Here is a 22,244-nt window from a genome sequence, read left to right on the forward strand (position 1 = left end):
ATGCTAGGCCGGCCGCTCTGTCACGATCCTGACTGCCCAGGGTGGCAACCAGACCAGCTTCAGCGAACAGGCAGCCATCTGCAACAGGGACGGGGACAGAGCGGACCCTCGCCGCCCGCGCCCCGCCTAGCCCTGGGCTGCCGCGCCCCGGCCCCACTCCATCGGCTGCTGGTCCCCCTTGATCAGCAGCACCGGCGCAGAAGAGTGCTAGGCGACCGCCTGCGCCACGCTGCCCATCAGCGCGCGGCCCAGACCGCTGAGCCCGTGGGTGGTCATCACGATCATCTGGGCGCCCTCCTCGCGGGCGATGTTCAGGATGGCGCGCGCGACATGGCGGCCCCCGGCCCGCTCGACACGGATCCTGGCGTCCGGCACACGCTCGCGCAACAGGTGTTCCAGGCCCGCCTTCAGTTCGTCCATGTTTTCCTGCGAAGTGGGCAGGGCGTAAGCGTATGCGCCGTAGCCGGACACCACCGGATCGACCTGGATGCTTACCACGGTCAGTTCGGCCCCCAGCGCCCGCGCCAGGGCCTGCGCGTGAGAGAGGGCGTGCTGGCCCAGTTCGCTGCCGTCGGTGGTCACGAGAATTCTGTTCATGGGGGGGCCTCCTGCGGTCAGCCTCGGGCCGGCACATTACGGCGGCATTACGGCGCGGAAAACTGGGCGGGCGCAGACGCTAGCCTGCCGGCATGATCAAGGTGCTGTTCGTGGGAGACGTGTTCGGTCAGCCGGGCCGCCGGATGCTGGGGGCCCGATTGCCCGACCTGCGCCGGGAAGTGGATTTTGCCGTCGTGAATATGGAAAACGCCGCCGGGGGCTTCGGCATGCACCGCGAGGCCGCCGAGGGCGCGCTGAGGGCCGGGGCCGACTGCATGACGCTGGGCAACCATGCCTGGCACCACCGCGACGTCCTCAAGCTGATGCAGGACCCGCAGAACTATCCCATCGTGCGCCCGCTGAACTACGCCGATCCGGAAACCCCCGGCGTCGGCTGGCGCACCTTCGAGGTCACGGGCAGGCAGGGCCAGACCGAGCGGCTCACGGTGGTCAACCTGCTGGGCCGGGTGTTCATGGACCAGGTGTCCAATCCGTTCTCGGCCATCGACCGGCTGCTGGAGCGCGAGGACCTGGGCAGCGTCTTCGTGGACTTTCACGCCGAGGCCAGCAGTGAGAAGGTGGGGCTGGCATGGCATCTGGACGGACGGGTGGCCGCCGTGATCGGCACGCACACCCATGTGCCCACCGCCGACTCGCGCATCCTGCCGCACGGCACCGCTTTCCAGACCGACGCCGGATTTACCGGCCCCCACGACAGCATCATCGGCTCGGCCCCGGAAGGCCCGGTGGCGCGCTTTGTGACCGAGCGCCCCCACCGCTACGCGGTGGCCGAGGGCCGCGCCGAGCTGAACGCCGTGTATGTCCAGATAGAGGCGGGCCGCGCCGTGTCCATCGAGCGCTACCGTGCCATCGAGGAAGCGCACGAGGAGGAGGGGCTGTAGCCTCAATTGTCTTGTCCCGACAGGGCCGGGCTGGGGTCAGGGCACAACACCGCCGCGAAGCACCCCCCCGCGCCTCTTTCCCCCCACCACCGGAGGACCTTATGGGCATACGAAGCGACGTCAACCTGCTGGGCCGCACGCTGGGACAGGTGCTGAAAGAACAGGAGGGCGAGGCGTTTTTTGACCTCGTGGAGCGCACGCGGGCGCTGGTGCGCGAGGTGAGGGCCGGGGGTGACGACACCGAACTCCGGGCCATGCTGGCCGGACTGTCCGGCGAGGATGCCGGGCGGCTGGCGCGGGCCTTTACATGGTATTTCCAGCTGGTCAACCTGGCCGAGGAATACGAGCGGGTGCGCGTGTTGCGCGCGAGTTCCGGCGTGCGCCCCCAGAGCCTGGAAAGCGCCCTGACCGAACTGCGGGCGCAGGGCCTCAGCGCGGCGGACACCGAGGCGCTGATCGAGCGGCTGGATCTGGGCCTGACCTTCACCGCCCACCCCACCGAGATGCGCCGCCGCACCATCCGGCAGCATCTGGAGGCCGTGGCGCGAGACCTGCCGCAACTGGACGACCCGGAGGCACAGGACCGGGTGGCCGCGCACGTGGAAGCGATGTGGGCCACGCCGGAACTGCGGCATCTGAAACCCACCGTGCTGGACGAGGTCAAGGGCGGCCTGAACTACATGGGGGCCATCGCCGGGGCGCTGCCGGAATTGCAGCGCGATCTGGGCCGGGCCTTCGTGAGCGTCTACGGCCAGCCGTCGGAGGCCCGGCTACCGCTGAGCTTCTCGTCGTGGATGGGCGGGGACCGCGACGGCAATCCCTTCGTGACGCCGCAGGCCACACGCGAGACGCTGGAACTGCACCGCGAGCGGGCACGCGGGTTGCTGCTGGGCAGCCTGAAGGAGACCTACGCCAACCTGTCGCAGGAGGAGACGGGCGCAGAGGCCTACCGCACCGAGCTGCGCGAACTGCACAACGCCGTGCGCGACGGCGAGCCGGTGGAGCTGCTGCCGCGCCTGGAGGCCCTGGACCGGCGGCTGCGGGGAGACGGGCAGCGCCGCAGCGCCGATCAGCTGCTGACGCCCCTGCTGACCGTGGCGCGGGTCTTCGGGCAGCATCTGGTCAGCCTGGACGTGCGCGAGCACTCCGGACAGACCGGGGCGGCGGTGGCGGCCCTGCTGGCACAGGCGGGGGTGGAAGCGGACTATCTGGCCCTCTCCGAGACCGGGCGTCAGACGCTGCTGGCCACCGAACTGCGCTCGCGCCGCCCGCTGTGGCCGGCCGGAGAACCCCTCACCCCGGACCTGGAGACGGTGATCGGCCCCATCCGCGAGGTCAGGGACGCGATGGCCATGAGCGGCCCGCGCGCCTTCGGCCGCTACATCATCAGCATGGCCGAGAGCGTCAGCGACGTGCTGGAGCCGCTGCTGCTGGCCCGCGAGGTGGGGCTGCGGGTGCTGACTGTGCCGCTGTTCGAGACGCTCGACGACCTGCAGCGTGCTCCACAGGTGATGACTGACCTGCTGGCCCTGCCCGAGTACCGCGCCATTCTGGGAACCGACGTTCAGGAAATCATGCTGGGCTACTCCGACAGCAACAAGGACGCCGGATTCCTGGCCGCCAACTGGGCGCTGCACGAGGCACAGCGGCAGATCAGCGCGGTGTGCCGGGCAGCAGGCGTGCGCTGGCGCTTCTTTCACGGGCGTGGCACCAGCATTGGCCGGGGGGGTGGCCCCGCCTCACGCGCCATTCTGGGGCAGCCTGCCGGGACGATCGACGCGGGCCTGCGCATCACTGAGCAGGGCGAGGCGCTGGCCGACAAGTACAGCCACCCGGTCCTGGCACGGCGCAACCTGGAACAGGCGCTATACGGATTGCTGCTGTCTGCCGCGCGCCCGGCAGACGCCCTGAAAGAGGAATGGACGGCAGCGATGGACCGCGCCGCCGCCGCCAGCGCCGGGGCCTACCGTGCCCTGGTGCACGACGAGACCTTTCTGCCCTTCTTCGAGGCGGCCACGCCCATCCACGAGATCGCCCGCCTGAACATCGCCTCGCGCCCGGTGCAGCGGCCCGGCGCGCCCACCCTGACCAACCTGCGCGCCATTCCCTGGGTCATGAGCTGGACGCAGATTCGCAGCAACCTCCCCGGCTGGTACGGCCTGCGTGAGGGCCTGCAGAGCACCGGGCCACAGGCGGCGCGGGAGATGTATGCCGAGTGGCCGTTCTTCCAAACCGTGATCGACAACGCCCAGATGAGCCTGGCCAAGAGTGACCCGCTGATCTTCGAGGAATACCTGCGCCTGCTGGGGCCGCATCCGCTGGCGGAGCAGCTGAAAGCCGCCTTCCGCGAGACGGTGGATCTGGTGGAGGCGGTGGTGGGCGCGCCGCTGCTGGACAACGAACCCCGCCTGCGCGAGAGCATCAGCCTGCGCAACCCGTACATCGATCCGATTCACCGCATTCAGGTGGAACTGCTGCGGCGCGCCCGTGCCGAGGACGGCGGCCTCGACACCTTCGAGCGCCCGCTGATGCTCAGCTTGCAGGGGATTGCGGCGGGGGTGCGCAACACAGGCTGACGCGCGGCCAGCGCGGGAGCAGGGCGGTGCTCAGCGGTTCCTGCCGAGTTCCATGGCCCAGATGTCCTGCGGCGTTTCGCGGCGGCGGATCACGGTCCAGTCGGTGCCGTCCGCCGCGCCGGGTTCGTACAGCGCCTCAGCGGGACGGGAGCGGCTCAGGTAGGTGCTGGCCATGGCCGCACCGTAGGCCCCGGCCTCCCCGATGGCGAGCAGGTCGCCGCGCCGGGGCGTGGGCAGCGACACGTCGCGGGCCAGCAGATCACCGCTCTCGCAGGCAGGTCCGGCGATGTCCCAGACCCCGCAGTCTGTGCCCTCCCACAGCGCTGTTACCGGATGTTCGGCGCCGTACAGCATGGGCCGCAGCAGTTCGGTCATGCCCGCGTCCACCAGGCAGAAGTTGCGCCCGGTGCGCTTGTGGCCCACCACACGGGTCAGCAGCGTGCCGGCGCGGGCCACCAGATACCGGCCCGGCTCCACCCACAGGTCCGCGTCAAAGGCCCGTGCAGCGGCCCAGGCTTCACGGGCAATGCCGTGCAGGTCCGCGTCCAGGCCCCAGCCGCCGCCGGCGTCCAGCACCGCCAGCGGCCCGGTTTCGGCCCGCAGTTCGGCCAGCCGCCCGAAGGCCGCCGTGAAGTCCTGGGCGTCGCGGATGGCGCTGCCGATGTGCACGTGCAGCCCCAGCGCGGTGTGTCCGGCCCCGCGAAGCGCCTCCAGCACCCGTGGGGCCTGCACCAGCGTCACGCCAAATTTGCTACCCGCCGCGCCGGTCGCCAGATGGTCATGGGTGCTGACCTCCAGCGCCGGGTTGACCCGCACCAGCGCCCGCGAGTGGGGGGGCAGCAGGCCCACCTCCTCCTCGCGGTCCACGATGAACGTCGCGCCCAGCCGCGCACCCGACACGTACTCCGCGCCGGATTTGGCAGGGCCGTTGACCAGAATCTGCCCGCCCGATGCGCCCACCGCCTCGGCGCGGGCCAGTTCGCCGGGGCTGACGCACTCGAAGCCCACCCCGGCAGCCTGCAAGCGGCGCAGCAGCGTGAGATTGGGGTTGGCCTTCATGGCGTAGTACACCCGTGCCGGGCCGAAGGCAGCACGCACCCGCGCCAGGGCAGCGTCCAGCTCGGCAGCGTCGTAGACGTACAGCGGCGTGCCGAAGCGTTCGGCCGCCGCGTGGAGGGCAGGGGTGGGAATGGTCACGGCGCACAGTGTAGGGGGTCCAGCAGGACCAGAGGCCGTCAGCCTGGCCCTTCCTGCCGCCGCGCCCTGACCGCCTGAAAGGTGGCCCTGAGCAGCCGCGCCGCCTCGCTGGCCCGCACGCCGCCCGTCACGGTGGGGGCGTGGCCCCAGTGGGCGGCCAGCACGTCGCTCACGCCGCCCAGTGCCCCGGCCTTGGGGTTGGCCGCGCCGTAGACGATGGCCCCCACCCGCGCCTCCAGCGCCGCCCCCAGGCACATCGGGCAGGGTTCCAGGGTCACGACGAGGGTGCACGCGGTCAGGTACCCCGTCCCCAGCGAGGCGGCCGCCCCGCGCAGCGCTGCGAGTTCGGCATGGCGGGTCATGTCGCCGTCCGCCCGCGATGTGTTGCGGCCCCGGCCCACCACCCGGCCGTCCGGCCCCAGCACCACCGCGCCCACCGGCACTTCGTCCTCGGCGGCCGCCTGCCGGGCCAGGGCCAGTGCCTCGCCCATCGCGGTGTGGAGGGGGTCCGGGACCACACCCGCCGCCTCCCGTGCCCCCACGGCCCAGACCGCAGGAACCACACCGACCCACTGCACGCCCTCGCCGGACACCAGCAGCGGCACCGCATCCCGGTCCCCACGCGCCACCTTGAGATCGGTCAACACGTCGCTGAGCTTGCGCGTGCCGCCGGACAGCTGAATCCGGTCCCCATCCTGCCGGGTGCGGCGCCACCAGCCGGGGGGCAGCGGGAAATCCGGCTCGGGCCAGCGCTGCGCCGCCAGATGCAGCCGCCCGTCCGTCGCCGTGACCTCCCGCGCACCGGGCAGGGTGAGGTGCGAGGTCTTGCCGGCGGCCAGCGCCCCAGCCAGCACTTCCAGATGTTCGGCATGAAAAGACAGGCCCGCCTCTGTCAGCCGCAGCCGCACGAAGCGGCGCAGGACGGCGGCAGGCTGCCCCCCCAGCGGCGTGTGGGGGTTCAGCCGGAGGGCCAGCCTTGTCAGCGCAAGATCGTCCTGAGCGGCGTAGCCTGCCACCCGCGCCAGACTCGCCTCGGCCCCCGGAAAGCGGGCGCCCAGCACAGGCATGACCTCGCGGCGAATCCACGCGCGGCTGAAGGCGGTGTCCGCGTTGGAGGCGTCCTCGCGCCAGCCCTGACCCAGCGCGTGCAGGAAGGTTTCGATATCGGCGCGCGGCACGTCCAGCCAGGGACGGCGCACCCGGCCCCGCTGTAGGGGAATGCCGTACAGAACGGCCTCGCCCCTTAGCACCTGCATCAGCACTGTCTCGGCCACGTCGCGGCGGGTGTGGGCGGTCAGGATCGCGGCGGCGCGGTGCCCCTTCGCCATCCGTCCCAGGAAGTCGTAGCGCACGCGGCGTGCAGCGTCCTCCAGATTCCAGCCGCGCGCCGCCGCCACCGCCGCCACATCCACCCGCGCCGACTCGTGGGCCACACCCAGCGTCCCGGCCAGTTCCGCCACCCAGCGGGCGTCCGCCGCCGATTCCGGGCGCAGGGCGTGGTCCAGATGCACGGCGACGGGCCGCGCCCCGCCCAGAAGGAGCGCCCGCAGCAACGCCACCGAATCCGCCCCGCCCGACACACCCACGGCCACCGTCTGCCCGGCATAGGGGGCCAGCGGCTGGGCCAGCGGGGGGGGCAGGGCAGACACACCCGCCATTGTATTGGGCAGGACATCCTTATCTCCCCCACCGCAGACTGTCCCCGAAGGCCGTCGGGCGCGCAGCGCACGGGCCGGACGCAGCGTGACGCAGCAGGGCGCGTGAGTGGGAGAGCCGCCCCCCTCTCTCGCCGGCCACATCCGAGATCTCCGGCCCAGTGCACTGGAAGCTCTACTTCACAGCTCGACAAGTCCCCCTCGAGATGGGGGGTGGGTAATTTGCTCAGGCCAAAGCCTCCGCGCCCACAGGCCCCCCAGGCCCAAATCCCTACAATGGCCCGCATGACTGGCGACGCCCGGACCATCTACGACGGCCACATCCTGAAACTGGAACTGCTTGAGGACAAGTGGGAGGTGATCCGCCACGCCGACGCGGTGGCTGTGCTGGCACTGAACGACGCGGGCGAGATGCTGCTGGTGCGCCAGTTTCGCCGCGCCGTGAACGCCCACACACTGGAAGCCCCGGCGGGCCTGATCGACGGCGAGGAATTGCCTGAGGCAGCGGCCCGTCGCGAGTTGCAGGAGGAGGCTGGGCTGGACGGCGAGGTCAGGCTGCTGACTCGCTTCTACGCCAGCCCGGGCTTCTGCGACGAGCTGCTGTACGTGTTCCAGGCGACCGGGCTGCGCGAGAGCAAGCTGCCCCACGACGAGGACGAGGACATTGAGGTGGTCTGGATGGCGCCGCAGAAGGTGCTGGACGGCATGCGCGAGGGCCGCATCGTGGGCAGCGCGTCCACCCTGGCCGCCGCGCTGTACGGCGTGCAGAGCCTGAACGCCAGCGGCGCGGCGGCGCACGGGTGAAGACCTACGTCTCGCCGTCCCAGCGCCCCGACACTGAAACGGTGGTGGCTGTCGGCTCCTTCGACGGCGTGCATCTGGGGCATCAGGCCCTGATCGCCCAGCTGAAGGCCAAGGCGCGCGAGCACCGCGTGCCCAGCGTGGTCTACACCTTTGATCCGCCCACGCGGGTGCTTACCCAGGGCGTGGAATTCCTGTCCACCCTGCCCGAGAAGCTGGACCTGCTGACCCGCTACGGCGTCGACGAGACCATTGCCATGTCGTTTACCACCGAGTTTGCCGCCCGGCCCAAGGAGGCGTTTCTGGAGGACCTGCGCACCCTGCGCCCGCGCACGCTGGTGGTGGGCGAGGACTTCCACTTCGGGCGCGGCCGGGCCGGGGGCGTGGAGGACCTGCGCCACGTGGCCGCCGAGGTCGTGGCCCTGCCGATGCACCAGCTGGCCGGCGAGGACATCAAGAGCACCCGCATCCGCGAGCTGCTGGCGGCGGGCGACGTGGACGGCGCGGGCCGCCTGCTGGGGCGCCACTACGACGCGCAGGGCGTGGTGATTCAGGGCGATCAGCTGGGCCGCACGATTGGCTGGCCCACCGCCAACATCGGCGTGCCGGACGGCAAGGCGCTGCCGCTGGGGGTATTCGCGGTGGTGGTGCTGGGCGACCGGGGCGAACGCTGGCACGGCATGGCGAACGTGGGGTTGCGGCCCACCGTGAACGGCAAGACCCGGCGCTTCGAGGTCCACCTGTTCGACTTCGAGGGCAACCTCTACGGCAAGGAGTTGCAGGTCAAGTTCTTCTCGCACCTGCGCGGCGAACAGAAGTTTAGCGGCCTGGACGAGCTACAGGCGCAACTGACCCGCGACGCCCAGGAGGCACGGGCGGTCCTCAGGGACGTGCGCTGAAGTTCGTCACGCGCCACTCGGCATAGCCGTCGGCCAGCGGGCTGAAGCGCGAGCCGCTGTAAAAGGTGCGCGGGTAGCCGTCCACCGCGTCGTAGGTGACCCGCAGATCGGCGCAGGGCTGGGCGCGCTGGTAGGTGATGGCCTGCGTGATTTCCAGAAACAGCGCCTCCACCGGCCCCACCGTGAGCCCTCCGGGAAGGTCCGGTGCCAGAGAGTCCACGGACATGACGGTAGCTACGCGGCCGCCCTCTACCGACACCGTCACATCAGGAAAGCGCAGCGGGGCGGCGATCCGGGCAAAATCGTAGCGGTAGTTCTGAAGCCTCGCCGCCTTCCAACGGGTGCGGGCCGTCTTCAACTCGGCCTCCAGCCGCGCAAAACCGGGTTGAACAGCGCCAGGAGCGCAGCTCTGGGGGCCAGGGCCGCCCCCCACACCGCCCGCCTGGGCGCAGGCGAGACAGCTCAGGACCATCAACAGGACAGGCCGTGTCATGACACCCAGCATGCCGCCCCCGTGTGATGAGCCGCTGAGCCGTCCGTGGGGCGGGGCGTACCCTAGAGCCATGACCCTCACGCCCCCCTCCCCCGCAGTTCTGCAGCTGGGCTATTCCTTCTGCCCCAACGACACCTTCATCTTCCACGCGCTGCACGCCGGGCTTGTTCCTGCGCCCCTGCCGGTGCGCGAGGTGCTGGAAGACGTACAGACCCTCAACGACTGGGCGGTGGCGGGCCGCCTGCCCATCACCAAGATCAGCTACCGCGCCTACTTCGGCGTAATGGACCGCTACGTGGCCCTGCGCGCGGGCGGAGCGCTGGGGCGCGGCGTGGGACCGCTGATCGTGACGCGCGGCGACGTGGCGGACCTGAACGGCAAGACGGTGGCCTCGCCCGGCGCGCTGACCACCGCCGAGCTGCTGCTGCGGCTGGTCTACCCCGAAGTGAAGGTGGTGCGGATGCGTTACGACGCGGTGATGCCCGCCGTGGAGCGCGGCGAGGCCGATGGACAGCCGATCAGCGCGGGCCTGATCATCCACGAGTCGCGCTTCACCTACCCGCAGCACGGGTTGAGCCGGCACCTGGACCTGGGCGCGTGGTGGGAGGCTGACACGGGCCTGCCCCTGCCGCTGGGCGCGATCCTGGTCCGCCGCGACCTGGCCCCGGCTGTACAGTGGGCGCTGAATGAATCGGTACGGGCCAGCCTGGACTACGCCTACGCACACCCGGAAGCCTCACGCGCGTACATCCGGCAACATGCGCTGGAAATGGCCGACGAGGTCATGCAGGCGCACATTGACCTGTACGTGAACGCCTTCAGTCTGGACGTGGGCGAGGAAGGCACGCGTGCTGTACAGGAGCTGCGCCGCCGGGCCGTGGAGGTGGGGGCGGTGCAGGACTCGGGATTGCCGCTGTTTGTGGAACAGCCCTGAAGGTCAGGGTGAGACCAGGGGTGTACGAGACCAGGGACGTACAGACGACGTGAGTGCGCGGCGGGGCCATCCGAGAGAATTGTGTAAGAACTTGTTGATTCATGTTGCGTTAATGTGGCCGGGTGACGAAGCAAGGCGCGCCTGCCATCCCCGCCATTGAGGTGCGCGGGCTCAGCAAGAGATACGGAAACCACACTGTCCTAGAAGAGGTCTTCCTGAATGTCCGCCCCGGTGAGGTCTACGCCCTGACCGGCCCCAACGGCACCGGCAAGACCACCCTGATCCGCTGCATGACCGGCCTGGCCTTCCCCACCGACGGCGAGATCCGGCTGATGGGCCGCGACGTGCACACCGACGGCGCCCGCGCCCGCGCGTTCCTGGGGGCGGTGGTGGAGGCCCCGGCCAAGTTCTACACGCAGTTCACCGGCACCCAGAACCTGCAGATCCACGCCAATCTGGCGGCCATGGCCCCCGGCGGCAAGCGGGTGGGCCGTGAGCGCCTGCGTGAGGTACTGGCGCTGCTGGAGCTGACGCGCATGGCCGACCGTAAGGTGCAGGAGTACTCGCTGGGCCAGCGGCAGCGGCTGGGCGTGGCCAGCGCCATTCTGGCCGAACCCCGGGTGCTGATACTCGACGAACCGACCAGCGGTCTCGATCCGCTGGGCATCGGGCTGATTCACCGCATCGTGACCAGCCTGGCCGCCGACGGCTGCGCGGTGGTCCTGAGCACCCACCACCTGCGGGAAATCGCCACCTACGCGCATACCGTGGGCATCCTGACCGGCGGGCGACTGGTGGACACCGTGGATCTGCGGGCCCGGCAGGCGGCCTACCGCTTCCGGGTGGATGACCCGGTGGGCGCGGCGGCGGTGCTGGAACGGCTGCCCTTCGTCCGCAAGGTGGGCACCCGCACGCCGTTTGCCATCGCGCACCTGGGCGGCGAGGCCCGCGTCCCGGACGCCCTGGCCCGCCTGAGCGAGGAAGGCATCCGGGTCTTCGAGGCCAGCCCTGACCATTTCGACCTGTACGAGTATTACCGCGAGCGCGTGGAGCAAGCCTGATGAATGCCCTCTTCCCCATCCTTCTTCCTTCCGCCGCTCTGTCCGTGTCCGGGGGCCGCCCATGCTGACGCTGCTGCTGCTGGAATTCCGCAAGCTGCTGGGCTCGCGCAGCGCCAAGATGGCCCTGATCCTGACTTTTCTGCTGCCGCTGGTCTGGGCCTACGCCCCGCGCCTGGGCGACGTGTTTGGGGTCAACATCATCAGCGGGTGGCAGCTGCCCGCCGTCAGCCTGGGCCTGACCCTGCCGCTGCTGCTGCCGCTGTTCATCGCCGTGACGGTGGCCGAGACCATTGGCTCGGAAACCGCGCAGGGCACGCTGGCACCGCTGCTGCTGCGCCCGGTGGACCGCACCCGGGTCATTGCCAGCAAGCTGATCGCCAGTCTGGCCTTTCCCTTCCTGCTGGTGTTCACCACCGTGGCCGGATCGCTGCTGGCCGGCATTCCAATGGGCTTCGGCACCTTCACGGGCGGCACCGGGCTGGGGCCGGAACTGTTTGTGGGGGTAGGGCAACTGAGCGGCGGCGAGGCGCTGGGGCAGGTGCTGCGCGGCAGTCTGCTGGCCAGCGTGATCCTGATGCCGATTGCCGCGCTATCACTGCTGTTCGGCGTGCTGTTCCTCAACACGGCGGCGGCGGCGCTGGGCACCTTTGCCACCCTGATCGTGATGCAGCTGCTGGTGGTGCTGCCCCAGGCCGTGCAGAAGATCCTGCTGCCCTACCACTTCAAGATCTACGCCTACGGAGCGTTCAAGGGGCCTGACGACATCAACCAGGGCGTGATCCTGCTGCTGATCTACACCCTGGGCTTCGGCCTGATGTCGGTGTACGCCTTCGACCGGCGCGACGTCTAGCCCTTCACTGGACGTGTGGGGAGGCGGCAATCGTCCGCCTCCCCTTTCTGGTGGTTTGCTAGGCTGCCCCCATGACCGCGCCCATTCAACTTTCTGCGGGCGGCTCACTGTACGAGCGCATTGGACCGGAGGCGCTGGAGGCACTCGTGACCCGCTTCTACGCGCTGGTGGCCCGGGACCCGGACCTCGCCCCGATCTTCCCCGACGATCTGACGCTGACCGCCGAGAAGCAGCTGGCCTTCCTGACCGGCTTTCTGGGCGGGCCGCCGCTATACCACCAGCATTTCGGGCCGCCGCGTCTGCGGGCGCGTCACCTGCCGCATGCCATCACACCCACGCGCGGGCAGGCGTGGCTGGCGTGCATGGCCCGCGCCCTGCAGGACACGCCCCAGATCGGGGAGGCCGAGGCGCGGGAACTGCACGCCGCGCTCTCGCGGGTGGCAGCACACATGGTGAACACGCCGGAGGGCAAAGCCGGGCAGGGCGGGAAAGCTGGACAACTCTTTTCAATTGACTAGCCGCGTGGAGGGCAGTCCATGCGCGTTTTTCCTAGACTACGGGGTATGACACAACCGCGCACCATTGAGGACCTCCGTTCCGAAATTGATCAGATCAACCGTGATCTGTTGAAACTGCTGTCCCAGCGCGCCGCCGTGGTGGCCCAGATCGGCCACGCCAAGACCCAGGAAGGCCGCCCCAACCACTATGACCCGGCCCGCGAGGAGCAGCAGCTGCGCGAGCTGGAGGCGCTGAATCCCGGTCCCTTCACGGGCGCCACGGTCAAGAGCCTCTTCAAGGAGATCTTCAAGGCCAGCCTCGCGCTGGAGGAGAGCAACGACAAGAAGCAGCTGCTGGTATCGCGCAAGGTCAAGAAAGAGGACACCGTGCTGGACATCGACGGCGTGCGCATCGGCGGTGACGCGCCGCCCATCATCATCGCCGGGCCGTGCAGCATTGAATCCGAAGAGCAGATGGAGCAGACCGCCGAGTATCTGGCGGGCAAGGGCGTGAAGATTCTGCGCGGCGGCGCGTACAAGCCGCGCACCAGTCCCTACGGCTTCCAGGGCATGGGCGTGGACGGCCTGATTCTGGGCAGCCGCGTCGCCCGTGCCAACAAAATGCTGTTCGTGACCGAGGTGATGGACACCCGTGACGTGGAAGTGGTGGCCGAGTACGCGGACATGTTGCAGGTGGGCGCACGCAATATGCACAACTTCGCCCTGCTGCGGGAAGTGGGCCGCGCCCGCCGCCCGGTGCTGCTCAAGCGCGGGCTGTCGGCCACCATCGAGGAATGGCTGTACGCGGCCGAGTACATCCTCTCGGAGGGCAACAACGAGGTCATCCTGTGCGAGCGCGGCATCCGCACCTTCGAGAAGTGGACCCGCAACACGCTGGACCTCTCGGCCGTGGCGCTGGCCAAGCAGGAAACCCACCTGCCCGTGATTGTGGACGTGACCCACGCCGCCGGACGCCGGGACCTGCTGATCCCGCTGGCCAAAGCGGCGCTGGCGGTGGGCGCGGACGGCATTCACATCGAGGTGCACCCCAGCCCCGCCACCGCCCTGAGCGACAACGAGCAGCAGCTGGACTTCGCTGGCTACGACAGGTTCGACGAGGCATTGAAACCAATGATGAAGGTGCCTGCGGGCGTCTGAGTTCAGCGGTCAACAGAGGGGAGTCCCGCACGCTGCGGGGCTCCCCTCTTCTGGAGCGGGCTACGCCTGCCGCGCCACTCTCAGCAGTTCGCCCCCCGCCACTAGCTCCCGCAAGCGCAGCAGATCAGGTCGGTAGTAGCGGTCCTCCTGCATCGTCGGCACGACCTCGCGGATGCGCTCGTAGGCGGCCTGGGCCCCGACACCGGCGCGCAGTTTCTGAAAGTCCAGGGCCTGCGCGGCGCACAGCAGCTCGATGCTGACCACCGTCTGGACGTGGCCCAGAATCTGGCGCAACTGACGGGCGCCGTGCGCGCCCATGCTGACGTGATCCTCCTGGTTGGCGCTGGTGGGAATGCTGTCCACGCTGGCCGGGTGCGAGAGCACCTTGTTCTCGCTGACCAGCGCCGCCGCCGTGTACTGCGCGATCATCAGCCCGCTGTTGAGGCCACCGTGCGCGGCCAGAAAGCCCGGCAGGCCGCTGAGGGCCGGATTCAGCAGCTGCTCGCAGCGGCGCTCGCTGATGCTGCCCAGCTCGGCCACCGCCACCTTCAGGGCGTCGGCAGTCAGGGCCAGCGGCTGCCCGTGAAAGTTGCCGCCGGAGACAACCTCACCTTTTTCCGGAAACACCAGCGGATTGTCGGTCACGGAGGCGAACTCGGTGGCCAGCACGCGGGCGGCCTGGGCCAGCGCGTCGTGGGTTGCGCCGTGAACCTGCGGCACCGCCCGCAAGGAATACGGATCCTGCACCTTGCCACATTCGGCGTGGCTGGGCGCGATCTCGGAGTCGCGCAGGAAGCCGCGCAACTCGGCCGCCACCGCCACCGCGCCGGGATGCGGGCGCAGCCCCACCAAGTCGGCGCGAAACGGCTGGTGCGAGCCGTACAGCGCCTCCACCGTCATCGCCGCCGCCAGATTGGCGGTGCCCAGCAGCGTGCGGGCGTCGGCCAGGGCCAGCCCCAGCAGGCTGCCCATCAGCTGCGTGCCGTTGATTAACGCCAGACCCTCCTTGGCCTGCAGGGTCAGCGGCGCGAGGTTCAGCTCATTCAGCACGTCAGCGGCGGGGCGCACCTCACCGCCGCACTCGATCTCGCCCAGGCCGATGAGGGCCAGCGCCAGATGTGCCAGCGGCGCGAGATCGCCCGACGCGCCCACGCTGCCCTGCGCGGGCACCACGGGATGCGCTCCCGCGTTCAGCAGCGCCAGCAGCAGCTCCACCACTTCCGGACGCACCCCGGAGTGCCCCTGGCACAGCGACACGGCGCGCAGCAGCAGCATGCCGCGCACCACCTCGGCGGGCAGCGGCTCGCCCACCCCGATGGCATGCGACACGATCAGGTTGTACTGCAGCTGCTGAAGCTCGTCCTGGCCCACCCGCACGCTGGCGAACTTGCCGAAGCCGGTGTTGATGCCGTACACCGCCGCGCCGCCCTCCACGATGCGCTCGACGACGGCGCGGGCCGCCAGAATGCGTTCGCGGGCCGCCCCCGACAGTTCCACTTTCTCGCCGCCGCGCACCACGCGGATGAATTCTTCCAGCGACACACTGAGATCAAGAATCATCGTTTCACTCCTCCCACAAAGACATCCCGAACGGGATTGGTCCCCAGGGCATAGGGCAGCTCGCGCCAGTCGGGGCCGCGCAGGGCCAGGAAATCGGCGCGCTGGCCGACACTCAGGGAGCCGCGGTCCGTCAGCCCCAGCGCGGCGGCGGCGTTGACGGTGGCGGCGGTCAGGGCCTCGGCGGGGGTCAGGCCGTTCAGGCGCACGGCCAGCGCCAGGGCCAGCGCCGTGCTGAACAGCGGCGAGCTGCCGGGATTCAGGTCTGTGCCCACGGCCACCACCGCGCCCGCGTCAATCAGCGCCCGGCCCGGCGCGGCGGGCAGACCCAGGTGCAGGGTCACGCCCGGCAGGATGGTGGCCACCGTACCGGAGGCCGCCAGCGCCGCGATCTGCGGCCCGCCGCTGGCTTCCAGATGATCCACGCTCAGCGCGCCCATCCGGCAGGCCAGTTCGGTGCCGCCGATGGCGCGAAACTGATCGGCGTGGAGTTTGATCTTGAGGCCGTGGGCCTGAGCCGCCTCAAAGATCTGCCGTGTCTCCTCCACCGAGAACGCCTCGGCCTCGCAGAACACGTCCACGGCAGTGGCGAGCCCTCGGGCGGCGGCTTCGGGAATCAGCGTTAAGCAGACACCGCGCACGTAGGCGTCCCGGCCCTCGGTGGGCGGGACGTGAATCAGGAGGGTGGAGGTCAGGGCAAACTCGCGGCCCAGGCTCTGAATGGTCCGCAGCATCCGCAGCTCGGCGTCAAAGTCCAGACCGTAGCCGCTCTTGACCTCGGTGCTGGTGGCGCCGGACAGCTGCAGGGCCGTCAGGCGTGGGCGGGCCAACGCCACCAGTTCCTCCACCGTGGCCGCCGCCGTCGCCGCGATGCTGGAGCGGATGCCGCCGCCCGCCGCCAGCATGGTCTCGTAGGGAACGCCCACCGCACGCGCCTCGAAGTCATCCAGGCGATCCCCGGCCCAGACCGCGTGGGTGTGCGGGTCCACCAGACCGGGGACCACCGCAACGCCGCCCAGATCATGCTTTTCGGTTGCCGGGGGAGCCTCTGCGTCAGGCCCCACCCAGGCGATCAGGCCATCACGGACCAGCAGCGCCGCGCGGTCAATCACCGTCAGGTCGCGCATGGCCGCGCCGCGCTGGGGGCCAGGGGCCGGGGTCACCAGCTCGGTAATGCCGGTAAACAGCGTGTCAGTCATGGAACACCTCGCACAATGTTTCCATGATCAGCCGGGCGGCGAAGAGCTCGCTGCGTCCGCTGGAATCGAGGCCGGGGGCCAGTTCCACCACATCCAGCGCCAGAAGCTGGTGCCGCCGTGCCAGCGCCGCGATCAGCCGCAGCGCCAGCGCGTACGAGAAGCCGTCCGGCTCGGGGCTGCTGGTGCCGGGCAGCACGGCGGGATCGAGGGCGTCCACGTCCACGCTCAGGTACACCGGGCGGCCTGCAGGCAGCGCCTCCACGATTTCGGTGAAGCGGGCCTCCACGTCCGTCATCGGCACCAGCGTGTGCCCGCGCGCCCGCGCCGCCGCCACTGCCTCCGGATCATGGCGCAGCCCGCGCAGGCCGATGGTGGTGACGTGGACGAGATTGGGCAATTCCTCGGCGGCGCGGCGGAAGGGACTGGAATTGCTGTAGCGCGTGTCGTTGCGGGTGTCGGTGAAGTCCAGGTGCGCGTCCAGCTGAATGACGTGCAGGTCCGGCTGATCGTGAAAGGCCAGCAGCAGCGGGTGGGTCACGCTGTGATCGCCGCCCAGGAAGACTGGGAAACGGCAGCGTGACCTGACCTGTCGCGCCGCCGCCGCGATGCGCTCGCGGGCCAGCTCCGGCTCCAGCGAGGGCAGCACCACGTCCCCGGCGTCGGTGAAGGTCACATCCTTCAGGTGGGTCACGCCGTCCAGACCGGTGAACGGCGGCACAGAACGCAGGCTGGCTTCCCGCAGGGCACGCGGCGCGAAGCGTGCGCCGGGGCGGAAGCCCAGGGCGATGTCGAAGGGAATACCCAGCACAGCGACATCTGCGCGCCAGTCGCCATCTGGCTGAACCATGGGGGCGCGGGCGAAGGTGGGGATGCCGCCGTAGGGCAGGTGGGCGGGCTGGCTCACGTCCGGTCCCCGATGCCCAGGCTGGGCAGGTCCAGGCCCCGGTCGCGCGCCACGTCCTGCGCCCGCCCATACCCGGCGTCGGCGTGGCGCAGCACGCCCATCGCGGGATCGTTGGTCAGGCAGCGGCTCAGGCGTTCGGCCGCTTCCGGGGTGCCGTCGGCCAGGGCCACCAGCCCGCTGTGCTGCGAGAAGCCCATGCCCACGCCGCCGCCGTGATGAAAGCTCATCCACGCCGCGCCGGACGCAATGCCGATGCCAAAATTCAGCAGCGGCCAGTCGCTCACGGCGTCGGAGCCGTCCAGCATGGCTTCTGTCTCGCGGTACGGGCTGGCGACGCTGCCCGCGTCCAGATGGTCACGCCCGATCACAATGGGGGCTTTCAGGCGGCCATCGGCCACCATCTCATTGAACAGCCGCGCCGCCCGGTCCCGCTCGCGGTAGCCCAGCCAGCAGATGCGGGCGGGCAGGCCCTGAAAGGCAATCTGATCGGCAGCGTAGGTCAGCCACGATTGCAGGCGGACGTCGTCGGGGAACAGTTCCAGCAGCGCCCGGTCTGTCGCGTAGATATCTTCGGGATCGCCCGACAGCGCCACCCAGCGGAACGGCCCGCGCCCCTCGCAGAAGGAATCGCGGATAAAGGCGGGCACGAAGCCGGGGTACGCGAAGGCGTCCTCCACCCCCGCCTCCCTGGCGCGCTGGCGCAGGTTATTACCGTAGTCGAAGGCCACCGCGCCGCGTCTCTGGAGCTCCAGAATGGCGCGGACGTGCGCGGCCATCGCGTCGTAGGCGCGCTTGCGGTAGACCTCCGGCTGGTCTTTCCGCAGAATGGCGGCGTCCTCGTCAGGCGTGGTGACCGGCAGATAGCCCCACATCGGATCGTGGGCGCTGGTCTGATCGGTAACGAGATCGGGCGTCCAGTTCAGCTCGACAAGCCTGGGGATAATCTCGGCGGCGTTGCCGGGCAGGCCGATGGAGCGGGCCTCTCCCGCTGCCCTGTACGTCTCGGCCCGCCGGATGGCGTCTTCCAGGCTGTCGGCCACCTCATCCAGATAGCGGGTTTCCAGGCGCTTGGCGATGCGGGTGGGGTCCACCTCCACAGTGATGCTCACGCCCCCGGCCAGCTTGACCGCCAGCGGTTGCGCGCCCCCCATGCCGCCCAGGCCAGCGGTCACGGTAATAGTGCCCTTGAGGCTACCGCCAAAGTGCTTGTCCGCCGCTCCCGCAAACGTTTCATACGTGCCTTGCAGGATGCCCTGCGTGCCGATGTAGATCCAGCTTCCGGCGGTCATCTGGCCGTACATCATCAGGCCCGCCTGATCCAGACGGTCAAATTCCTCCCAGGTGGCCCAGTTGGGCACCAGATTGGAGTTGGCGAGGATCACGCGCGGGGCGAACTCGTGCGTCCGCAGCACGGCCACCGGCTTGCCCGACTGGATCAGCAGCGTCTCGTCGTTTTCCAGCCGGTCCAGCGTCTCCACGATCCTGTGAAAGGCCGCCCAGTTCCGCGCCGCCTTGCCGCGCCCGCCGTAGACCACCAGGTCCTGGGGATGTTCAGCCACCTCCGGGTCCAGGTTGTTCATCAGCATGCGCTTGGCGGCCTCCTGAATCCAGCCTTTCGCGGTGCGCTGCGGGCCACGGGGAGCACGGATAACGGGGGCGCTGGAGTCGTCGGAGACAGGCTGGGTGGTGGTCATGAACACATGCTTGGCTTTCCGCCTCCCCAATAAATAACTTTTTCCGGATATGGCGGAAAGACTGTTAGAGTCATCGGCATGCGACAGGCGAGCGGGGACGGCAGCTGCCGGTGGATGGAGGGGCGTCGGGCTGCTGGGGCGGCCCATGTTCCCTGCCTCCCCAGTCTTCCAGGAAATTTTCGGCGCAGGTGGGGCGCCGGGCTTCTCCCCACACCCGCGAGATGACCCGCACGCACGCCACCGTCGAGGCCGCCGTCCGGGTGCTGGAACTGTTCGACGCGGACCGCACCGAATGGACGCTGAGTGGGCTTGCACGGCACCTGGGCCAGCCCACGTCCACGGTGCATGAGCAGTTGCAGACGCTGGCCGGCTCTGGGCTGCTGGTGCAGGTGGGGCGGGGCCGCTACCGGCTGGGCTGGCGACTGCTAAAGCTGAGCAGCGCGCTGTACGGCAGCCTGCCGTGGTATGCCCCGGCCCACGACGCGATGGAACGGCTGGCACGCGGCACGCACCTGCTGGCCTTTCTGTGCGTGCTGCACAGCCCACCCACGCAGGACACTCAGGTGCTGTGTGTGGCCCGCAGCGTTCAGGGCCGCGACGGACCGCCGGTGGCCGGGGAACTGGATTTCGAGCTTCCGGCCCACGCCACCGCCAGCGGAAAGCTGCTACTGGCGCTGGCCGGGCGGCCCCTGCCTGCCGCCGCTCCCCGGTTCACAGCCCAGACGCTCACGGACCCCACCGCCTGGAACGCCGAGAGCCAGCAGATCCGCACCCAGGGCCACGCGCTGAGCCAGGACGAGTGGGCGCCGGGCACAAGTGGGCTGGCCGTGCCGGTACGCGGCGAGGGCGGCATGGTGCTGGCCGCCCTGGGCCTGAGCCTGCCCACGGCGCGGATGCACGCGCGCGAGGGCCTGCTGCGTGCCCTGCACACGGCGGCGGCGGCGGTGGGCTGGACCCTGGGAAACCGGGGCTAGCCGTCCATCAGTTTGGGCAGCAGCCGCACCCAGTTGGTGTCCGGCCAGTGGTGCAGGAAAGCCAGCGCCTGCGGACTGAGGGGCGCGTCCAGCTCAATGGCCAGCAGCGCCTGCCCGCCGCGCGTCTGGCGGGTGCAGGTCAGCGCGGCGATGTTCACGCCGTCGGCGGCAATGGTGGCGGCAATGCGGGCAATCATGCCCACCGCGTCGGTGTAGCGCAGCAGGACAGTGGGGCTGGAGGCGCCAAAGTTGACGCCCAGCCCCTGCACCAGCGTCACCAGAATCACGCCGCCGCCGGTGCTGCTGCCCTGCACGGTGACCTTCTCCTCGTCGCCGTACAGTTCAATGTGGGCAGTGTTGGGATGCACGTCGCCCAGATCGGCGTCCCTGAATTCAAACTCCAGACCGGCGGCCTTGGCTTCCTTAAAGGCCTGGGGCAGGCGCGCGTCGTCGGGCGCGAAGCCCAGCAGGCCGGCAACCAGGGCCAGATGGGTGCCGTGCCCACGACCAGTCTTGGCAAACGAGGCATGCAGGCCAATCTTCGCCCGCCGGGGAGCCTCGCCCAGCAGGTGATGGGCCACCAGACCCAGCCGACAGGCTCCCGCCGTGTGGCTGCTGCTGGGACCGATCATCACCGGGCCAATCATGTCGAGAAGGGACATGGAGTGAGTATAGGGGCCGCCAGAGAAACACGTCCGCCGCGCCCCTCGCTGGAGGTCCGCAGAACTCTAGCGGCCCTCGCCACTGATCTCGGCGATGTTCTCGCGTAATTCTTCCAGTTTCTTCTGGCGGTCCACGTTGGGGGCCAGACCATCCGCGTCCACGTTGCCGGTGGCCCCCTGCATGCCCTCCTCAATCACTTCCTGCTGATCGATGTCGCCGCTGTTTGCCTCACGCCGGGTGTCGTCGGATTGGGTCATGGCCCCAGGGTGGCCTGCGGGCGCGGCGGTTGGATGGGAAAGCCGGTCAGGTTCCTTCATGCGGGCCGCCTCCCGCAGGGCCTGCAGGCTGACGCCGGGGTGCTTCAGCGCCGCGCGGACCAGCGGCAGGCGCACTGCGCTGGGAGCGTGGGCAAAGACCCGGAGCATGCTGCGGGCCAGCCGCCTCACGCCGGTCTGCGGCGCAAGAAAGGCATGCCAATCGGCAGCGGGCAGCCGGAAGAAGGCGGCGAAGAACTCACCCAGGCGGTCTCCGGGCAGTTCCAGCAGGGCGCCCAGATCCAGCAGATGCACCTCGCGGGCCGCGCGGCGTTCCGGGGGCCACAGCGCGTCCCAGCCGGCGGCGGCAGCGTCCTCACCCCGCCGGAGGGTCACCGCCACCGCCTCGGCCACCCGTGGGGCGTCGTTCAGCGCACCCGCCACCTGAAAGCCGCTGATCGGATGAACCAGTCCCGCCGCCGCCCCGAAAGCCAGCACGCCCCCCGGCGCGGGCGCAGGTGCGTTCATCGGAAAGGCCACCCACTCATCGGACTCGGTGTTGTGCGGGGGCGTGCCCAGTGCCTGGAGGCGGGCGTACAGGCGCGCGGCCATGAAGTCGCGGCTGGGAGCGGGGCGGGCGATCAGGCTGGTTTCCTGCACGAAGTAACGGTCCCCGTCCAGATGCATGGCGTACAGAAAGGTAGGCTCGGTCCGCACTTCGGCCCGGTCCAGATGCGCGGCGCGGTAGTCCATCCAGACCATTGCGCCCGGCGGACTGGGCGGGCGCTGGAAGTGAGCCACGATGCCGTAGGCCGTTTGCAGCGCCGCGCCGCCCCCGAAGCAGGTGGGGCACAGCAGGCCGCCGTGCCCGGACGCGTCGACCACCAGCCGCGCCGTCCAGTCCTCGCCCGCCTCGCCCTGCACGTGCCACCGCCCGTCTCGCTGCGCCGCGCCGGTCACCCGGTCCTGCGTCCAGTGCAGCCGCCCGCCCGCCCGCTCCAGCAAGGTGTCCAGCAAACGGGTGTTGTCCAGCAGGGCGTAGGGACGCATCAGCGGCGTGGGCTGTGGGCCGGTGTAGACCCGCACGTCGGTCCAGACCTGAGCAGTGCAGGGCTGCGCCCAGGTGGGCAGTTCATCCAGCCACGCCCCGTAGGTGGGCGCAAAGGGCCGGGGCGGGTGCGGGGCCACTATTCGCACGCTCAGGCGCCGCGCAGCCAGTTCGGCGGCCAGCGCCAGCCCGGAAGGACCGCCGCCCACCACCAGCACGTCGGTTGTTGTTGAGAGTGGAGCAGCAGACATTCGCGGCAGGCTAGCGCGTGGGGGGCAGCGGGTCTGTGGGGGTTCGGACGCCGCGCAACTGCCAACGCATCCTAAAGTCC

At 69.8% G+C, this 22,244-nt stretch carries 20 protein-coding genes; 10 read left to right on the plus strand and 10 right to left on the minus strand.

Annotation, left to right across the window (positions count from 1 at the left end):
- Nucleotides 1-207: 207 nt before the first annotated feature.
- Nucleotides 208-597, minus strand: coding sequence for a universal stress protein (locus tag IEY31_RS04860; protein ID WP_188969564.1), 390 nt, complete (start codon nt 595-597; stop codon nt 208-210).
- 92 nt (nt 598-689) lie between these two features.
- On the opposite strand from IEY31_RS04860, the gene IEY31_RS04865 reads away from it, so the two are divergent.
- Together IEY31_RS04865 and IEY31_RS04870 are read left to right on the plus strand one after the other, a co-directional pair.
- Complete coding sequence (locus IEY31_RS04865) at nt 690-1,499, plus strand: TIGR00282 family metallophosphoesterase (protein ID WP_188969566.1); 810 nt, start codon at nt 690-692, stop codon at nt 1,497-1,499.
- A 101-nt stretch (nt 1,500-1,600) separates the two neighbouring features.
- Nucleotides 1,601-4,075, plus strand: coding sequence for a phosphoenolpyruvate carboxylase (locus tag IEY31_RS04870; protein WP_188969568.1), 2,475 nt, complete (start codon nt 1,601-1,603; stop codon nt 4,073-4,075).
- 30 nt (nt 4,076-4,105) lie between these two features.
- Here the strand turns inward: IEY31_RS04870 and lysA are convergent, their stop codons facing one another.
- Together lysA and tilS are read right to left on the minus strand one after the other, a co-directional pair.
- Nucleotides 4,106-5,272 (minus strand): diaminopimelate decarboxylase, encoded by a 1,167-nt coding sequence (gene lysA / locus IEY31_RS04875; protein ID WP_188969570.1) that lies wholly within the window; start codon nt 5,270-5,272, stop codon nt 4,106-4,108.
- Nucleotides 5,273-5,310: 38 nt separating this feature from the next.
- Nucleotides 5,311-6,930 (minus strand): tRNA lysidine(34) synthetase TilS, encoded by a 1,620-nt coding sequence (tilS, locus tag IEY31_RS04880; protein WP_188969572.1) that lies wholly within the window; start codon nt 6,928-6,930, stop codon nt 5,311-5,313.
- Between the two features lie 282 nt (nt 6,931-7,212).
- Here tilS and IEY31_RS04885 point away from each other — a divergent pair, with 282 nt between their 5' ends.
- Both IEY31_RS04885 and ribF read left to right on the plus strand, forming a co-directional pair.
- Entirely contained in the window at nt 7,213-7,731 is a 519-nt protein-coding gene (locus tag IEY31_RS04885) for an NUDIX domain-containing protein (protein WP_188969574.1), read from the plus strand.
- Nucleotides 7,728-8,627, plus strand: coding sequence for a riboflavin biosynthesis protein RibF (gene ribF, locus IEY31_RS04890; protein ID WP_188969576.1), 900 nt, complete (start codon nt 7,728-7,730; stop codon nt 8,625-8,627). Before IEY31_RS04885 ends, ribF begins: the two co-directional genes overlap by 4 nt.
- On the opposite strand, the gene IEY31_RS04895 is transcribed toward ribF, so the two are convergent.
- Nucleotides 8,611-9,120: a DUF6174 domain-containing protein gene (locus IEY31_RS04895; protein WP_188969578.1), complete on the minus strand. Its 510-nt coding sequence runs from the start codon at nt 9,118-9,120 to the stop codon at nt 8,611-8,613. The genes ribF and IEY31_RS04895 overlap by 17 nt on opposite strands.
- A gap of 70 nt (nt 9,121-9,190) precedes the next feature.
- Here IEY31_RS04895 and IEY31_RS04900 point away from each other — a divergent pair, with 70 nt between their 5' ends.
- The 5 genes from IEY31_RS04900 (at nt 9,191) to IEY31_RS04920 (ending at nt 13,620) form a co-directional block, all read left to right on the plus strand.
- Nucleotides 9,191-10,054, plus strand: coding sequence for a 1,4-dihydroxy-6-naphthoate synthase (locus IEY31_RS04900; RefSeq protein WP_188969580.1), 864 nt, complete (start codon nt 9,191-9,193; stop codon nt 10,052-10,054).
- Nucleotides 10,055-10,176: 122 nt separating this feature from the next.
- Complete coding sequence (locus IEY31_RS04905; RefSeq protein WP_188969582.1) at nt 10,177-11,115, plus strand: ABC transporter ATP-binding protein; 939 nt, start codon at nt 10,177-10,179, stop codon at nt 11,113-11,115.
- Nucleotides 11,116-11,176: 61 nt separating this feature from the next.
- On the plus strand, nt 11,177-11,965 hold the full coding sequence (locus tag IEY31_RS04910) for an ABC transporter permease (protein WP_188969584.1): 789 nt from the start codon (nt 11,177-11,179) through the stop codon (nt 11,963-11,965).
- A 71-nt stretch (nt 11,966-12,036) separates the two neighbouring features.
- Complete coding sequence (locus IEY31_RS04915) at nt 12,037-12,483, plus strand: globin domain-containing protein (RefSeq protein ID WP_188969586.1); 447 nt, start codon at nt 12,037-12,039, stop codon at nt 12,481-12,483.
- Nucleotides 12,484-12,528: 45 nt separating this feature from the next.
- Nucleotides 12,529-13,620, plus strand: a complete 1,092-nt coding sequence (locus IEY31_RS04920; protein WP_188969588.1) for a bifunctional 3-deoxy-7-phosphoheptulonate synthase/chorismate mutase — start codon at nt 12,529-12,531, stop codon at nt 13,618-13,620.
- A gap of 60 nt (nt 13,621-13,680) precedes the next feature.
- On the opposite strand, the gene hutH is transcribed toward IEY31_RS04920, so the two are convergent.
- From hutH to hutU, 4 genes are read right to left on the minus strand one after another with little or no spacing between them, the layout of a single operon-like run.
- Entirely contained in the window at nt 13,681-15,180 is a 1,500-nt protein-coding gene (hutH, locus tag IEY31_RS04925) for a histidine ammonia-lyase (protein WP_188969590.1), read from the minus strand.
- Entirely contained in the window at nt 15,177-16,376 is a 1,200-nt protein-coding gene (hutI, locus tag IEY31_RS04930) for an imidazolonepropionase (protein ID WP_188969592.1), read from the minus strand. Before hutI ends, hutH begins: the two co-directional genes overlap by 4 nt.
- A complete protein-coding gene (locus IEY31_RS04935) occupies nt 16,369-17,280 on the minus strand; it encodes an arginase family protein (protein WP_188969594.1) in 912 nt (303 codons plus the stop codon). Before IEY31_RS04935 ends, hutI begins: the two co-directional genes overlap by 8 nt.
- Entirely contained in the window at nt 17,277-18,974 is a 1,698-nt protein-coding gene (gene hutU, locus IEY31_RS04940) for a urocanate hydratase (protein WP_188969595.1), read from the minus strand. The genes IEY31_RS04935 and hutU overlap by 4 nt, the downstream gene beginning before the upstream one ends.
- A gap of 221 nt (nt 18,975-19,195) precedes the next feature.
- Between hutU and IEY31_RS04945 the strand changes: the two genes are divergently transcribed.
- The gene (locus tag IEY31_RS04945) at nt 19,196-19,948 is read left to right on the plus strand and encodes an IclR family transcriptional regulator (RefSeq protein WP_188969597.1); all 753 of its coding nucleotides are present in this window, start codon (nt 19,196-19,198) and stop codon (nt 19,946-19,948) included.
- Here IEY31_RS04945 and sdaAB read toward each other — a convergent pair.
- Together sdaAB and IEY31_RS04955 are read right to left on the minus strand one after the other, a co-directional pair.
- On the minus strand, nt 19,945-20,610 hold the full coding sequence (gene sdaAB, locus IEY31_RS04950; RefSeq protein ID WP_188969599.1) for an L-serine ammonia-lyase, iron-sulfur-dependent subunit beta: 666 nt from the start codon (nt 20,608-20,610) through the stop codon (nt 19,945-19,947). The two genes, IEY31_RS04945 and sdaAB, sit on opposite strands and share 4 nt — an antisense overlap.
- 66 nt (nt 20,611-20,676) lie before the next feature.
- Nucleotides 20,677-22,164 carry a lycopene cyclase family protein gene (locus tag IEY31_RS04955; RefSeq protein ID WP_188969601.1) on the minus strand — a complete coding sequence of 496 codons (1,488 nt, stop codon included), beginning with the start codon at nt 22,162-22,164 and terminating at the stop codon, nt 20,677-20,679.
- Nucleotides 22,165-22,244: the final 80 nt, after the last annotated feature.

Source organism: Deinococcus aerolatus (assembly GCF_014647055.1).
Taxonomy (GTDB): Bacteria; Deinococcota; Deinococci; order Deinococcales; family Deinococcaceae; genus Deinococcus; species Deinococcus aerolatus.